The organism is Citrobacter telavivensis, assembly GCF_041807075.1.
GTDB classification, from domain to species: Bacteria; Pseudomonadota; Gammaproteobacteria; order Enterobacterales; family Enterobacteriaceae; genus Citrobacter_A; species Citrobacter_A telavivensis.
The window spans coordinates 2,106,541-2,121,496 of sequence record NZ_JBGUBF010000001.1 but is presented as its reverse complement, the minus strand read 5'-3'; the positions used below and the strand labels follow the sequence as shown (position 1 = coordinate 2,121,496).

The window sequence follows — 14,956 nt, the reverse complement described above, 5'->3', positions numbered from 1 at the left end:
GGTTTTTGCTATATTTTCGCTGCCACGTCGGGCTTTAGAGAAAGAGAGAATCAACATGAAATGGCTATGTTCTGTAGGTGTCGCAGTCAGTCTGGCGTTGCAACCAGCGCTGGCGGAGGAGCTGTTCGGTAACCATCCGCTGACGCCGGAAGCGCGGGATGCGTTTGTCACCCAGTTGCTGACGAAAATGACCGTCGATGAAAAGATTGGCCAGCTGCGTTTGATAAGCGTCGGCCCGGATAACCCGAAAGAAGCGATCCGCGAGATGATCAAAGACGGCCAGGTGGGCGCGATTTTTAACACCGTTACCCGTCAGGACATCCGTAAAATGCAGGATCAGGTGATGGAACTGAGCCGCCTGAAAATTCCTCTCTTTTTTGCCTATGACGTGCTGCACGGCCAGCGTACCGTCTTCCCGATTAGCCTTGGGCTGGCGTCCTCTTTTAACCTCGACGCGGTGAAAACCGTCGGACGCATCTCGGCGTATGAAGCTGCCGACGACGGCCTGAACATGACCTGGGCACCGATGGTCGATGTCTCCCGCGATCCGCGCTGGGGACGCGCCTCGGAAGGTTTTGGCGAAGATACCTATCTGACCTCCATCATGGGCAAAACGATGGTGGAAGCGATGCAGGGCAAAAGCCCGGCGGATCGCTATTCGGTGATGACCAGCGTGAAGCACTTCGCCGCCTACGGCGCCGTGGAGGGCGGTAAAGAGTACAACACCGTGGACATGAGTCCGCAGCGCCTGTTTAACGACTATATGCCGCCGTACAAAGCCGGTCTGGATGCAGGCAGCGGCGCGGTGATGGTGGCGCTGAACTCGCTGAACGGCACGCCAGCGACCTCTGATTCCTGGCTGCTGAAAGATATTCTGCGCGATAAGTGGGGCTTTAAAGGCATTACCGTGTCCGATCACGGGGCCATCAAAGAGCTGATTAAACACGGCACCGCCGCCGATCCGGAAGATGCGGTGCGCGTGGCGCTCAAGTCCGGCATTAACATGAGCATGAGCGACGAGTATTACAGCAAATACCTGCCGGGACTGATCAAATCCGGCAAAGTGACGATGGCGGAGCTGGATGACGCGGCGCGTCACGTGCTCAACGTGAAATATGACATGGGGCTGTTTAACGATCCGTACAGCCATCTGGGGGCGAAAGAGACCGATCCGGTGGATACCAACGCCGAAAGCCGGCTGCACCGCAAAGAAGCGCGTGAAGTCGCGCGTGAAAGCCTGGTGCTGCTGAAAAACCGCCTCGACACGCTGCCGCTGAAAAAATCGGGGACGATTGCGGTTGTCGGCCCGCTGGCTGACAGCAAACGCGACGTGATGGGCAGTTGGTCTGCCGCAGGCGTGGCCGATCAGTCCATTACCGTTCTGACCGGCATTAAAAATGCTCTCGGCACAAACGGTAAGGTGGTGTACGCCCATGGGGCCAACGTCACCAACGATAAAGACATTGTGACCTTCCTCAATCAGTACGAAGAGGCGGTGAAGGTGGACTCGCGTTCTCCTCAGGAGATGATTGATGAAGCCGTCGCGGCGGCGAAGCAGTCTGATGTGGTGGTTGCCGTGGTGGGTGAGGCACAGGGCATGGCGCATGAAGCGTCCAGCCGTACCGACATTACCCTGCCGCAGAGCCAGCGCGACCTGATCGCGGCGCTGAAAGCGACCGGAAAACCGCTGGTGCTGGTGCTGATGAACGGTCGTCCGCTGGCGCTGGTGAAAGAAGATCAACAGGCCGATGCGATTCTGGAAACCTGGTTTGCCGGTACGGAAGGGGGTAACGCGATTGCCGACGTCCTGTTTGGCGACTACAACCCGTCAGGCAAACTGCCGATGTCCTTCCCACGCTCGGTGGGGCAGATCCCGACCTATTACAGCCACCTCAACACCGGTCGTCCGTATAACGCCGACAAGCCGAACAAGTACACCTCTCGCTACTTTGACGAAGCTAACGGCCCGCTCTATCCGTTTGGTTATGGCCTGAGCTACACCACGTTTACTGTTTCTGACGTGACGCTTTCTGCGCCGACCATGAAACGTGACGGCAGCGTGACGGCAAGTGTGAAGGTGACCAACACCGGCAAGCGTGAAGGTGAAACGGTGATCCAGCTGTACGTGCAGGACGTCACGGCTTCCCTGAGTCGTCCGGTGAAAGAGCTGAAAGGCTTTAAGAAAGTGAACCTGAAACCCGGCGAAACGCAGACCGTCAGCTTCCCGATTGATATCAACGCGCTGAAGTTCTGGAATCAGCAGATGACGTTCGATGCCGAACCCGGCAAGTTCAACGTCTTTATCGGCGTCGATTCTGCCCGCGTGAAGCAGGGATCGTTTGAATTGCTGTGATCGGCGTAAGGGGGCGTTCCCGCGTGGATTCCCCCTGTTTTTCCCCCCGAAAAAACCGAAATGTCGGGTTAACGGAATACTTTTCGACTATGCTTTTCCCTCAAGTCGCTGAAAAAGTCGACAAAAAGATGAGGAAAGCATCATGACAATCTCAAAGATTTGGGCCGGTTCGCTGGCGCTGTTAGCGGCAGTGAGCTTACCCTTGCAGGCGGCGTCGCCGGTGAAGGTTGGGTCGAAAATTGATACCGAAGGCGCGCTGCTTGGCAACATCATTTTGCAGGTGCTGGAAAGCCACGGCGTCAAAACGGTCAATAAAGTCCAGTTAGGTACCACGCCGGTCGTGCGCGGTGCGATCACCTCAGGCGAACTGGATATCTACCCTGAATACACCGGTAATGGCGCGTTCTTCTTCAAAGATGAAAACGATCCGGCATGGAAAAATGCACAAGCAGGCTTTGAGAAAGTTAAAAAACTCGATGCAGAGCAGAATAAGCTGGTCTGGTTAACACCGGCACCGGCCAATAATACCTGGACTATCGCGGTGCGAAGCGATGTCGCCGAAAAGAATAAACTCACCTCGCTGGCCGATCTCGGACGCTATCTGAAAGAGGGCGGTACCTTCAAACTGGCCGCCTCCGCCGAATTTATCGAACGTGCCGACGCGCTGCCCGCGTTCGAAAAAGCCTACGATTTTACGCTCGATCAGACGCAACTGCTTTCACTGGCGGGCGGTGACACGGCGGTGACCATCAAAGCAGCCGCGCAGCAAACGTCCGGCGTCAACGCTGCGATGGCCTACGGGACGGATGGTCCGGTCGCCGCGCTGGGCTTGCAGACGTTAAGCGATCCCAAAGGCGTTCAGCCCATTTATGCGCCAGCCCCTGTGGTGCGTGAGGCGGTGTTGAAGGCGTACCCGCAGATGGCGGAATGGCTGCAACCTGTGTTTGCCAGCCTGGATGAAAAAACGTTGCAACAACTCAATGCCAGTATTGCCGTTGAAGGGTTAGATGCCAAAAAAGTGGCGGCAGATTACCTGAAACAAAAGGGATGGGTGAAGTAAAGGGACTGAAAAAGGTTGGGTGACGTGTCAAAAGTCAGTATTCAGCGCGTACTGCTGCTGCTGGTTGTTCTTTCAGCCGCCGCCGTTGCGCTGCCGTTTGTGAACTATGCCCCGAATCGTCTGGTGTCGGGAGAGGGGCGTCAGCTCTGGACGCTCTGGCCCGGTTCGGTGTCGATGCTCGCCGGCGCGGGTTGCGCCCTGCTGGCATTGTGCTTCGTGCCGGGAAGAAAAGGGGCGCTGTGTACGCTGGTGGTGGCACAACTGCTGGTGATCCTGATGCTGTGGAGCGTGGGTAAAGCGGCGACACATCTGGCAGAGACGGGAACGCCGCTGGCGCGAACCAGCGTGGGAAGCGGTCTCTGGCTGGGGCTCGCGCTGGGATTACTGGCCTGCAGCGACGCTATCAGACGTATTACCGCACAGCCACTCTGGCGCTGGGTTTTACATGCGCAGATGGCGATTATTCCCGTCGCACTCTTGCTGACGGGGACGTTCGATGACCTCTCTTTACTCAAAGAGTACGCTAATCGTCAGGATGTCTTTGATGATGCGCTGGCCCAGCATCTGACGTTGCTGTTGGGTACCGTGCTGCCCGCGCTGGCGATAGGCATTCCCCTTGGAATCTGGTGTTATTTTTCCACCGCCCGCCAGGGGCCGGTGTTTACCGTCCTCAATGTGATTCAAACCGTTCCTTCCGTCGCACTGTTCGGCCTGTTGATTGCACCGCTTGCCGGACTGGTAAAGGCGTTCCCCTGGCTTGCAACGGTGGGCGTGGCGGGAACCGGTCTGACCCCGGCGCTGATCGCGCTGGTGCTGTACGCGCTCTTGCCGCTGGTTCGCGGCGTGGTGGCCGGGCTGAATCAGGTTCCCCGCGATGTCCTGGAAAGCGCCCGCGCGATGGGGATGAGCACCGTGCAGCGCTTTCTACACGTTCAGCTTCCGCTGGCACTGCCGGTCTTTTTACGTAGCCTGCGGGTGGTGATGGTGCAGACCGTCGGGATGGCCGTCATCGCCGCGCTGATTGGCGCCGGGGGTTTTGGCGCGCTGGTGTTTCAGGGACTGCTCAGCAGCGCCGTGGATCTGGTGCTGCTGGGCGTGATCCCGGTCATTGCGCTGGCGGTACTGATTGATGCGCTGTTTGATTTAGGGAATGCTCTGCTGAAGGTAACCCACCATGATTGAATTTAGCCACGTGAATAAAGCCTTTGGTGAGCACAAGGCGGTTAGCGACCTGAATCTGCACGTTAAGGAAGGCAGTTTCTCGGTACTGATTGGCACCTCAGGTTCGGGGAAATCCACCACTCTGAAAATGATTAACCGGCTGGTGGAGCATGACAGCGGCAGAATTCGCTTTGCTGGTGAGGAAATTCGCAGTCTGCCGGTACTGGAACTGCGTCGGCGGATGGGCTACGCGATTCAGTCGATTGGCCTGTTTCCGCACTGGACGGTAGCGCAGAACATCGCCACCGTCCCGCAATTGCTGAAGTGGCCGCGCAGAAAAATTGATGAGCGGGTGGAGGAATTAATGGCGCTGCTCGGGCTGGAAGTCGTGCTGCGCGAGCGCTATCCGCATCAGCTTTCCGGTGGACAGCAGCAGCGCGTGGGCGTGGCGCGCGCGCTGGCTGCCGATCCGCAGGTGCTGCTGATGGATGAACCTTTCGGCGCGCTGGATCCGGTCACTCGTGGGGCGTTGCAGCAGGAGATGACCCGCATCCACCGTCTGTTGGGGCGGACCATTGTGCTGGTCACGCATGATATTGATGAAGCGCTGCGCCTGGCGGAGCATCTGGTGCTGATGGACGGCGGAGAAGTTGTTCAGCAGGGGACGCCGCTGGCGATGCTGACGGCACCGGCGAATGACTTTGTGCAACAGTTTTTCGGTCGCAGCGAGTTGGGAGTACGGTTGCTGTCGCTGCGAACCGTGGCTGACTATGTGCGCCGGGATGAACAGATTGCCGGGGAGGCGTTGACGGAAGAGATGACGCTGCGCGACGCGCTTTCCGCGTTTGTCGCGCGTGGGTGCGACGTGTTACCGGTGGTCAATCAGCAGGGCATTGTCTGTGGGACGCTGCATTTTCGCGATCTGCTACTGGAGACGCTAACGCATGAAACGACTGTCTGACCCGCTGCTCTGGTTGATCGCGCTCTTCCTGCTGATGCTGTTGGGGTTACCGCACAGCCAGGCGATTTTTGCCAGTCTGTTTCCTGAACTTCCGCGCCCGGTTTACCAGCAGGAAAGCTTTCTCGCGCTGGCGCTGGCCCATTTCTGGCTGGTTGCGGTGTCGAGCCTGTTTGCCGTGGTGATTGGCGTGGGCGCCGCAATTGTGGTGACACGACCAAAAGGACGGGAGTTTCGCCCGCTGGTGGAGACCATTGCTGCCGTTGGACAAACCTTTCCGCCTGTCGCGGTGCTGGCGATTGCGGTGCCGGTGATGGGGTTTGGTCAGAAACCGGCCATTATTGCGCTGATCCTGTACGGCGTGTTACCCATCCTGCAGGCGACGCTGGCGGGACTGGGGTCGATCGAGGACAGCGTGCGCAACATTGCCAGCGGAATGGGGATGAGCCCGGGACAACAGTTGCGAAAGGTGGAGTTGCCGCTGGCGGCGCCGGTGATTCTGGCAGGGGTACGGACGTCGGTGATTATCAATATTGGCACCGCGACTATCGCGTCAACGGTGGGGGCCAGTACGCTTGGCACGCCGATTATCATCGGTCTGAGCGGATTCAACACGGCGTATGTTATTCAGGGCGCGCTGCTGGTCGCGCTGGCGGCGATCGTCGTAGACCGCCTGTTCGAGCGGTTAGTGCAGCGCCTTAGCCGGCACGCAAAATGAAGGTATAGCCTGCGAGCATCACACCGCCAATACCGCCGATGGCCATGAGTAAAAAGAGGGTGATGACACCGATTTTCGCTACGCTCATGATGTTCTCCTTATGTTAACTCAGAGATTATACAGAGAAGCGTAGCTGTTAATGAATCATTAAATGCCAAGTGGATAAATATCGTGTCCTTCCGCGCGCCAGGTATTCAGCTGCTGCTGCTGTGCCGACGTCTGATTTTCGCCGCACCACACCAGTAGGGTTCGCCCCTCAAACAGGTCCGGGCGAAACTGGCTCAGCGAATGCGCCAGTACGTCAACCCGCCATCCCTGCTGGCTGGCAACCCAACCTTCCAGCCACAGACGCGTGGTATCGTGAATATTCCAGCCCACGACCAGCGCATCTTTGCCCTGTTTTTTTCTGGCCGAGGCGAGGCAAATGGCGATGTAGTTGATCAACACACCGTCAAGGATCCCCAATAGCGCCAGTAGTGTGGGCTGTTGGCACTGTAACCGCCGACGTAGCGGAAGAAAAAGGTGGGTGGTTAGCGTCTGCGCGGGGTAATCCTGTCCACGCTCTTTCAGCCAGACCCGGAGACTGTGCAGATTGTTATTTTGCAGATAGTGCAGCAGGGTTTCCTGTTGTTCACGCCATCCGTTTTGCAGGTCTACGTTCTCATTGCTCAACAGCATCTTGACTTTGCCGACCTGCACCCCGTTATCAATCCAGCGTTTGATTTCGCGGATCCTGTCGATATCTGAATCATTGAACAGGCGATGTCCGCCGTCGGTCCGCTGCGGTTTCAATAATCCATAACGCCGCTGCCACGCGCGGAGCGTAACGGGGTTAATATCACAAAGCAAAGCCACTTCACCTATGGTGTAAAGCGCCATCATTTTATCCTTGCTCGCGAGGTCCCAGTCTAACTTTAGTCGCTCTTTTTCGAACCAGGTAGTTTTGTCTGTTTTTTAATCAAAGGAGGCGTGATATTGTATTCACACGGACACTTTTGAGTGATCGTTCTCACGAATTCATCTTTTTTTGCAACAGTTCAAAGAAAGATCAACGTAGTCGATGTATGTTACGCGGTTTTAAACGCAGTGTGGTTTGCGGGTATGTACGATTTTAATCTGGTGTTGCTGCTGCTTCAGCAGATGTGCGTGTTCCTGGTTATTGCATGGTTGATGAGTAAAACGCGTTTATTCATACCGTTGATGCAGGTGACCGTTCGCTTACCCCATAAGTTGCTCTGTTACGTCACCTTCTCTATTTTCTGTATCCTCGGCACCTATTTTGGTCTGCACATTGATGATTCCATCGCCAACACGCGCGCGATTGGCGCGGTGATGGGCGGTCTGCTCGGCGGACCGGTCGTCGGTGGACTGGTGGGGCTAACCGGGGGTCTGCACCGCTATTCGATGGGCGGTATGACCGCGCTCAGTTGTATGATCTCCACCATTGTCGAAGGACTGCTGGGCGGTTTGGTGCACAGCGTGCTGACGCGGCGGGGACGCACCGATAAAGTCTTCAATCCGCTGACGGCAGGGGCGATCACGTTTGTCGCCGAAATGGTACAGATGCTGATCATTTTGCTGATCGCCCGGCCGTTTGACGATGCTTACCGGCTGGTCAGCAATATCGCCGCCCCGATGATGGTCACCAACACCGTTGGCGCGGCGCTGTTTATGCGTATTTTGCTCGACAAGCGCGCGATGTTTGAAAAATACACCTCTGCGTTTTCCTCCACCGCGCTGAAAGTGGCGGCCTCCACCGAAGGTATCCTGCGCCAGGGATTCAACGAAGTGAACAGCATGAAGGTGGCGCAGGTGCTGTATCAGGAACTCGATATCGGCGCGGTGGCGATTACCGATCGCGAGCGGCTGTTGGCCTTTACCGGGATTGGCGACGATCATCATTTGCCGGGCAGGCCTATCTCTTCCAGCTACACGCTACGGGCCATCGAGACGGGCGAGGTCGTATATGCTGACGGCAACGAAGTGCCGTACCGCTGTTCGCTGCATCCGCAGTGCAAACTTGGTTCTACGCTGGTTATCCCATTACGCGGTGAAAACCAACGGGTGATGGGGACCATCAAGCTGTATGAAGCAAAAAACCGACTCTTCAGTTCCATTAACCGAACGCTGGGTGAGGGGATTGCTCAGCTACTCTCCGCGCAGATCCTCGCCGGGCAATATGAACGTCAGAAAGCGATGCTGACTCAGTCAGAAATCAAGCTGCTGCATGCGCAGGTTAATCCGCATTTTCTGTTTAATGCGCTCAACACCATTAAGGCGGTGGTGCGCCGCGACAGTGAACAGGCGAGCCAACTGGTGCAGGATCTCTCTACCTTCTTTCGCAAAAACTTAAAGCGCCCGTCGGAGATCGTCACGCTTGCCGACGAAATTGAGCACGTGAATGCCTATCTGCAAATTGAGAAAGCGCGATTCCAGGCGCGGCTGCAGGTGAGTTTAAACGTACCGGATGCGCTGGCGCATCAGCAGTTGCCGGCCTTCACCCTGCAACCCATTGTCGAAAACGCCATTAAGCACGGGACGTCACAGCTGCTGGGGACGGGAGAGGTGTCTATCACCGCCCGTCAGGAAGGGCAGTACCTGATGCTGGATATTGAAGATAACGCCGGGTTGTACCAGCCCACCACGAATGTCAGCGGTCTGGGCATGAATCTGGTGGATAAACGCCTGCGCGAACGGTTTGGCGATGACTACGGTATTAGCGTGGTCTGCGAACCGGATAGCTTTACCCGAATAACCCTACGACTGCCCCTGGAGGAGACGCATGATTAAGGTGCTGATTGTGGATGATGAGCCGTTAGCGCGGGAAAATCTGCGGATCTTGTTACAGGAACAAAGTGATATTGAGATCGTGGGTGAGTGCGCCAACGCCGTTGAAGCGATTGGCGCGGTGCATCGACTGCATCCGGACGTGCTGTTTCTGGATATTCAAATGCCGCGTATCAGCGGGCTGGAAATGGTCGGTATGCTTGACCCGGAGCATCGTCCGTATATTGTTTTTCTGACCGCCTTTGACGAATACGCGATTAAGGCCTTTGAAGAGCATGCCTTTGATTATCTTCTGAAACCGATAGAAGAGGCGAGGCTGGAGAAAACCCTCAGTCGTCTGCGCCAGGAGCGGAGCAAGCAAGATGTGTCGGTGCTGCCGGAAAACCAGCAGTCGCTGAAGTTTATTCCCTGTAGCGGGCACAGCAGGATCTATCTGCTGCAAATGGATGATGTCGCCTTTGTCAGCAGCCGCATGAGCGGCGTGTTTGTGACCAGCAGTGAAGGCAAAGAAGGCTTTACGGAACTGACGCTCAGAACACTGGAAAGCCGGACGCCATTGTTGCGCTGCCATCGACAGTATTTGGTTAACATGGCGCAGTTACAGGAAATTCGCCTGGAAGATAACGGTCAGGCAGAGCTGATACTACGCAACGGGTTAACCGTTCCGGTCAGCCGCCGTTATCTGAAAAGTTTGAAAGAGGCGATTGGCCTGTAAAACTGGTACACTGCGCGCCATTGCATCATCGACAGTTGAAGGCTCTATGCTTAGTAACGATATTCTTCGTAGCCTGCGCTACACCCTGAAAGTTAATAATAACGACATGGTGCGCATTCTTGCGCTCGCCGACATGGAATCCACCTCCGCGAATTTCGACACCTGGATGACCAAAGAAGATGAAGAGGGTTTTGTCCGCTGCCCGGATATTATTCTCTCCGGATTTCTGAATGGTCTGATCTACGAGAAGCGCGGCAAGGATGATTCAGCGCCTGAACTGGCGCTTGAGCGTCGGGTGAACAACAACACGGTGCTGAAAAAGCTGCGCATCGCCTTTTCGCTCAAAACGGATGATATTCAGGCGATCATGACCCAGCAGAACGTTCGCGTTTCAATGCCGGAAATTACCGCCATGATGCGTTCTGTCGATCATAAAAACTACCGCGAGTGCGGCGATCAGTTTATGCGTTATTTCCTGCGTGGACTGGCTGTGCGTCTGCACGGCAATAAAGACTAAAAGAAAAGCGACGACCCGGCATGATGCCCGGTCGTCGTCGTTTGATTATTTCACTTCTTTAAAGCCTGAGGCTTCCAGCATTTTCTGGCTTTGCTTCATGCTGATACCGTTGCTCGGGTCACCAGAGAATTGAGTACCCGTCACGCCCTGCAGCTTTTTAAAGTCAACCTTCTCCATGTCAACAGAGACGGTTTCTTCAGCGTAGCCATCCTTATAGGTCAGCTTCTCTTCCACGCCGGGAATGTTTTGATATTTTGCACTGATCGGATCAAGGATCTTCGCCGCGTCTTCTTTGGTTTTTACCCCGATAGAGGCAAAGTTGATTTTGTTCTGTGAGGTCTGCTTAATGACTTTGTCACCCTTGTAGGTATAGGTCATTACGATCTCAGTACCATTGACATCCGCTTTGAATGTTTTGCTTTCTTCCTTGTCGCCACATCCAGCCAGAGAGAAAACGAGAACTGACGCGAAAACTACCGAAAAAAACGTATTTAATGCTTTCATGTAAAACTCCATTTTATTAAACGTCTGGTACTCAAAAAATCGTACCTGGTATGTATACCAGAAAGAGATACAGTATAGGGGGGAAAGGCTAGGGGAGATGTCTGAAAATGCGGTGTGAAAAATCTGAAAATGACGTGGTCTGCTGCCCTATTGGACAAAAAAAGCGCCGCGAAAGCGGCGCTTGAGGGCGAACTTATTTAACCTGATGTCCAGGCTTCGCGCCTTCATCCGGGCTCAGCAGGAAGATATCTTTCCCGCCAGGACCCGCCGCCATCACCATCCCTTCAGAGATGCCGAAGCGCATTTTACGCGGTGCCAGGTTTGCCACCATGATCGTATGACGGCCAATCAGTACCTGCGGATCCGGATAGGCTGAACGAATGCCGGAGAAGACGTTGCGCTTCTCGCCGCCCAGGTCCAGCGTCAGGCGCAGCAGCTTGTCGGAACCGTCAACGAATTCGGCGTTTTCAATCAGCGCCACGCGCAGATCGACTTTGGCGAAATCATCAAAGCTAATGGTTTCCTGAATCGGGAAGTCTGCCAGCGGACCGGTCACCGGAGCGGTCATGGCTTTGACCTCTTCCTTAGACGCTTCAACCAGCGCTTCAACCTGCTTCATGTCGATACGGTTATACAGCGCTTTGAAGGTGTTCACCTTGTGGGCCAGCAGCGGTTGCGTAATTGCATCCCAGCGCAGTTCCGTATTGAGGAACGCTTCGACGCGCTCGCTCAGGGTTGGCAGAACCGGCTTCAGGTACGTCATCAGCACGCGGAACAGGTTGATGCCCATTGAGCAAATCGCCTGCAGATCGGCGTCGCGACCTTCCTGTTTCGCCACAACCCATGGTGCCTGCTCGTCCACATAACGGTTTGCGACATCCGCCAGCGCCATGATTTCACGAATTGCTTTGCCGAATTCACGACTTTCCCAGGCTTCGCCAATGACAGTCGCTGCGTCGGTAAAGGTTTTATAAAGCGCGGGATCGGCCAGTTCAGAAGCCAGCACGCCATCAAAACGCTTGCTGATAAAGCCGGCGTTACGAGAGGCGAGGTTAACCACTTTGTTGACGATGTCGGTGTTCACGCGCTGCACGAAATCTTCCAGGTTCAGGTCGATATCATCAATGCGTGAAGAGAGTTTCGCGGTGTAGTAGTAGCGCAGGCTGTCGGCGTCAAAATGGTTCAGCCAGGTGCTGGCCTTAATAAAGGTGCCGCGAGATTTGGACATCTTCGCGCCGTTGACGGTGACATAACCATGCACGAACAGGTTAGTCGGCTTGCGGAAGTTGCTGCCTTCCAGCATGGCCGGCCAAAACAGGCTGTGGAAGTAGACGATATCTTTACCGATGAAGTGATACAGCTCGGCAGCAGAATCTTTCTTCCAGTATTCGTCAAAGCTGACGGTATCACCGCGCTTGTCGCACAGGTTTTTGAAAGAGCCCATGTAGCCGATCGGGGCATCCAGCCAGACATAGAAATATTTACCTGGCGCATTCGGGATTTCAAAACCAAAGTAAGGCGCATCGCGGGAGATATCCCACTGTTGCAGGCCAGATTCAAACCATTCCTGCATTTTGTTCGCAACCTGCTCCTGCAGCGCGCCGCTGCGGGTCCACGCCTGCAGCATTTCGCTGAAAGAGGGCAGGTCAAAGAAGAAGTGTTCAGAGTCACGCATCACCGGCGTTGCGCCAGACACCACGGATTTCGGCTCGATCAGTTCAGTCGGGCTGTAGGTCGCGCCGCACACTTCACAGTTGTCGCCGTATTGATCCGGAGATTTACATTTCGGGCAGGTGCCTTTCACAAAACGGTCCGGCAGGAACATGCCTTTTTCCGGATCGTAGAGCTGAGAGATGGTGCGGTTCTTAATAAAACCGTTCTCTTTCAGACGGGTATAGATAAGCTCAGACAGTTCCCGATTCTCATCGCTGTGCGTGGAGTGGTAGTTGTCATAGCTGATGTTGAACCCGGCGAAATCCGTCTGGTGTTCCTGACTCATTTCCCCAATCATCTGCTCCGGGGTGATGCCAAGCTGCTGTGCTTTCAGCATGATTGGCGTGCCGTGGGCGTCGTCGGCGCAGATGAAGTTGACCTCGTGGCCGCGCATTCGCTGGTAACGGACCCAGACATCAGCCTGGATGTGCTCCAGCATATGGCCGAGGTGGATTGAGCCGTTGGCGTACGGCAGTGCGCACGTTACCAGAATTTTCTTCGCGACTTGAGTCATAGTAGGTATTACTTCTTCTCTGTTGAAAGGGGGTTCTGATGTTACCTGAAAGGGAATAACTACGCCAAGAATTAAGGGCATCAAACCACAAATGAATAATTGTTACCGCTGGAGTACACTAGCTCGCTACAATTGACCTTTTCAGAACAACAAAAAGGAGTCGGGATGAACGCACAATCCCAGGCCAAATCACCAGAGACCCTGCGCGCGATGGTCGCCGGGACGCTGGCGAATTTTCAGCACCCCACCCTGAAGCATAATCTGACGACGCTGAAGGCGTTGCACCACGTCGCCTGGATGGATGACACGCTGCACGTTGAACTAGTCATGCCGTTCGTCTGGCACAGTGCATTTGAGGTGTTAAAAGAGCAATGTAGCGCCGACCTGTTGCGTATCACCGGTGCGAAGGCGATCGACTGGAAGCTTTCTCACAATATTGCCACCCTGAAGCGTGTGAAAAATCAGCCGGGCGTGAATGGCGTGAAGAACATTATCGCCGTCAGCTCTGGCAAAGGCGGCGTGGGCAAATCGTCGACTGCGGTAAACCTGGCGTTGGCACTGGCGGCAGAAGGGGCGAAAGTAGGGATTCTGGACGCCGACATTTATGGTCCGTCGATCCCAACCATGCTGGGTGCGGAAAACCAGCGTCCCACCTCGCCGGATGGCACGCATATGGCACCGATCGTGTCTCACGGGCTGGCGACGAACTCCATCGGCTATCTGGTCACGGATGATAACGCGATGGTCTGGCGTGGGCCGATGGCCAGCAAAGCGCTGATGCAGATGCTACAGGAGACGCTGTGGCCGGATCTGGATTACCTCGTGCTGGATATGCCGCCAGGCACCGGCGACATTCAACTGACCCTGGCGCAAAACATTCCCGTCACCGGTGCAGTGGTGGTCACGACGCCGCAGGATATCGCACTGATCGACGCCAAAAAAGGTATTGTCATGTTTGAAAAAGTCGAAGTGCCTGTGCTGGGCATTGTCGAAAATATGAGCATGCATATCTGCAGCAACTGTGGTCATCATGAGCCTATCTTTGGTACCGGCGGCGCGCAGAAACTGGCTGAGCAGTATCACACGCAACTGTTGGGGCAGATGCCGCTGCATATCAGTCTGCGTGAAGATCTCGATCGCGGGACGCCGACCGTTGTCAGTCGTCCGGACAGTGATTTCACCGTAATGTATCGCGAACTGGCGGGACGTGTTGCCGCGCAGCTTTACTGGCAGGGTGAAGTCATTCCTGGTGAGATTGCCTTTCGTGCCGTCTGAGTTCTGCTGAACTGTTTCTTTATCTCCGTTCACCGCATCCGCTAAATAATGATGCGGTGAATATTTAATTTAAATAATGCTGTCTGATCTATGTAGTTCCACTGAACAGAGTGGGCGCTTTTCTTAAAAAAGAAGCGTAATCCACCATTTAAATTGCTCATTCCCGCACGATTAATTTATTATTTCTATTGGTATGGCAATGGAGTCATGACCATACTTTACAGGCAGACATACTGCGCTGTAACTATTTTTACTACAGGGATTACACTCGACATGAAGAATTATCTGTTGTCAGGAATCATAGTTTTGACTTACGGAATGAGTACCCCTGCCTTTTCCTCCGATACAGCCACGTTAACCATCAACGGTAGAGTAACCATACCCACTTGCAGCACCGACGTCGTTAACAGTCAGTTGCAGCAGCGTTGCGGTAATACTCTCTATCAGTTTAATACGCAGGATGCAAAAAAGACCTCATCAGCAAGGGGCGTGGCGACCGAAATGACCCATCTTCCCGGAGATGCGGCACGACAGATCGTACTTAACCGCTACGATTAATCAGGCGGTGGTCTATTTAAGTAAATTTTCGTTCTTAGCCGAAATCATCATCATGAATGATTTCGGTATTTTAATTCCCTTCTCATATATTACTGTACAAAAATTATCTAAAATTAATCACCG

The 14,956-nt window shown here is 54.6% G+C and carries 14 protein-coding genes; 10 read left to right on the top strand and 4 right to left on the bottom strand.

Going from position 1 to position 14,956, the window contains the following annotated elements; translation table 11 throughout:
• Nucleotides 1-55 precede the first annotated feature (55 nt).
• The 5 genes from bglX (at nt 56) to ACERJC_RS10125 (ending at nt 6,250) form a co-directional block, all read left to right on the top strand.
• On the top strand, nt 56-2,353 hold the full coding sequence (gene bglX, locus ACERJC_RS10145) for a beta-glucosidase BglX (RefSeq protein ID WP_373671590.1): 2,298 nt from the start codon (nt 56-58) through the stop codon (nt 2,351-2,353).
• A 142-nt stretch (nt 2,354-2,495) separates the two neighbouring features.
• Complete coding sequence (osmF, locus tag ACERJC_RS10140; protein WP_152403616.1) at nt 2,496-3,413, top strand: glycine betaine ABC transporter substrate-binding protein OsmF; 918 nt, start codon at nt 2,496-2,498, stop codon at nt 3,411-3,413.
• 15 nt (nt 3,414-3,428) lie between these two features.
• A complete protein-coding gene (locus ACERJC_RS10135; protein ID WP_373671589.1) occupies nt 3,429-4,595 on the top strand; it encodes an ABC transporter permease in 1,167 nt (388 codons plus the stop codon).
• Nucleotides 4,588-5,535, top strand: coding sequence for an ABC transporter ATP-binding protein (locus tag ACERJC_RS10130; RefSeq protein WP_152403621.1), 948 nt, complete (start codon nt 4,588-4,590; stop codon nt 5,533-5,535). Before ACERJC_RS10135 ends, ACERJC_RS10130 begins: the two co-directional genes overlap by 8 nt.
• Complete coding sequence (locus tag ACERJC_RS10125; RefSeq protein WP_152403624.1) at nt 5,519-6,250, top strand: ABC transporter permease; 732 nt, start codon at nt 5,519-5,521, stop codon at nt 6,248-6,250. The genes ACERJC_RS10130 and ACERJC_RS10125 overlap by 17 nt, the downstream gene beginning before the upstream one ends.
• Here the strand turns inward: ACERJC_RS10125 and ACERJC_RS10120 are convergent.
• Together ACERJC_RS10120 and mlrA are read right to left on the bottom strand one after the other, a co-directional pair.
• The gene (locus tag ACERJC_RS10120; RefSeq protein WP_042318015.1) at nt 6,231-6,338 is read right to left on the bottom strand and encodes a protein YohO; all 108 of its coding nucleotides are present in this window, start codon (nt 6,336-6,338) and stop codon (nt 6,231-6,233) included. The genes ACERJC_RS10125 and ACERJC_RS10120 overlap by 20 nt on opposite strands.
• Nucleotides 6,339-6,397: 59 nt before the next feature.
• Nucleotides 6,398-7,129, bottom strand: coding sequence for an HTH-type transcriptional regulator MlrA (gene mlrA, locus ACERJC_RS10115; protein ID WP_373671698.1), 732 nt, complete (start codon nt 7,127-7,129; stop codon nt 6,398-6,400).
• A 222-nt stretch (nt 7,130-7,351) separates the two neighbouring features.
• Here mlrA and ACERJC_RS10110 point away from each other — a divergent pair, with 222 nt between their 5' ends.
• From ACERJC_RS10110 to ACERJC_RS10100, 3 genes are read left to right on the top strand one after another with little or no spacing between them, the layout of a single operon-like run.
• Nucleotides 7,352-9,040: a sensor histidine kinase gene (locus tag ACERJC_RS10110; RefSeq protein WP_152403626.1), complete on the top strand. Its 1,689-nt coding sequence runs from the start codon at nt 7,352-7,354 to the stop codon at nt 9,038-9,040.
• Complete coding sequence (btsR, locus tag ACERJC_RS10105; RefSeq protein ID WP_152403628.1) at nt 9,033-9,752, top strand: two-component system response regulator BtsR; 720 nt, start codon at nt 9,033-9,035, stop codon at nt 9,750-9,752. The genes ACERJC_RS10110 and btsR overlap by 8 nt, the downstream gene beginning before the upstream one ends.
• Before the next feature lie 46 nt (nt 9,753-9,798).
• Complete coding sequence (locus ACERJC_RS10100; protein ID WP_152403630.1) at nt 9,799-10,269, top strand: YehS family protein; 471 nt, start codon at nt 9,799-9,801, stop codon at nt 10,267-10,269.
• Between the two features lie 45 nt (nt 10,270-10,314).
• Here ACERJC_RS10100 and ACERJC_RS10095 read toward each other — a convergent pair whose 3' ends face one another.
• Entirely contained in the window at nt 10,315-10,773 is a 459-nt protein-coding gene (locus ACERJC_RS10095; RefSeq protein ID WP_152403632.1) for a YehR family lipoprotein, read from the bottom strand.
• 193 nt (nt 10,774-10,966) lie between these two features.
• Nucleotides 10,967-13,000 (bottom strand): methionine--tRNA ligase, encoded by a 2,034-nt coding sequence (metG, locus tag ACERJC_RS10090; RefSeq protein WP_373671588.1) that lies wholly within the window; start codon nt 12,998-13,000, stop codon nt 10,967-10,969.
• A gap of 165 nt (nt 13,001-13,165) precedes the next feature.
• On the opposite strand from metG, the gene apbC reads away from it, so the two are divergent.
• Both apbC and ACERJC_RS10080 read left to right on the top strand, forming a co-directional pair.
• Nucleotides 13,166-14,275 carry an iron-sulfur cluster carrier protein ApbC gene (gene apbC, locus ACERJC_RS10085; RefSeq protein WP_284554184.1) on the top strand — a complete coding sequence of 370 codons (1,110 nt, stop codon included), beginning with the start codon at nt 13,166-13,168 and terminating at the stop codon, nt 14,273-14,275.
• A gap of 273 nt (nt 14,276-14,548) precedes the next feature.
• Nucleotides 14,549-14,833: a DUF2574 family protein gene (locus ACERJC_RS10080; protein ID WP_286633687.1), complete on the top strand. Its 285-nt coding sequence runs from the start codon at nt 14,549-14,551 to the stop codon at nt 14,831-14,833.
• The last annotated feature ends 123 nt before the right edge of the window (nt 14,834-14,956 follow it).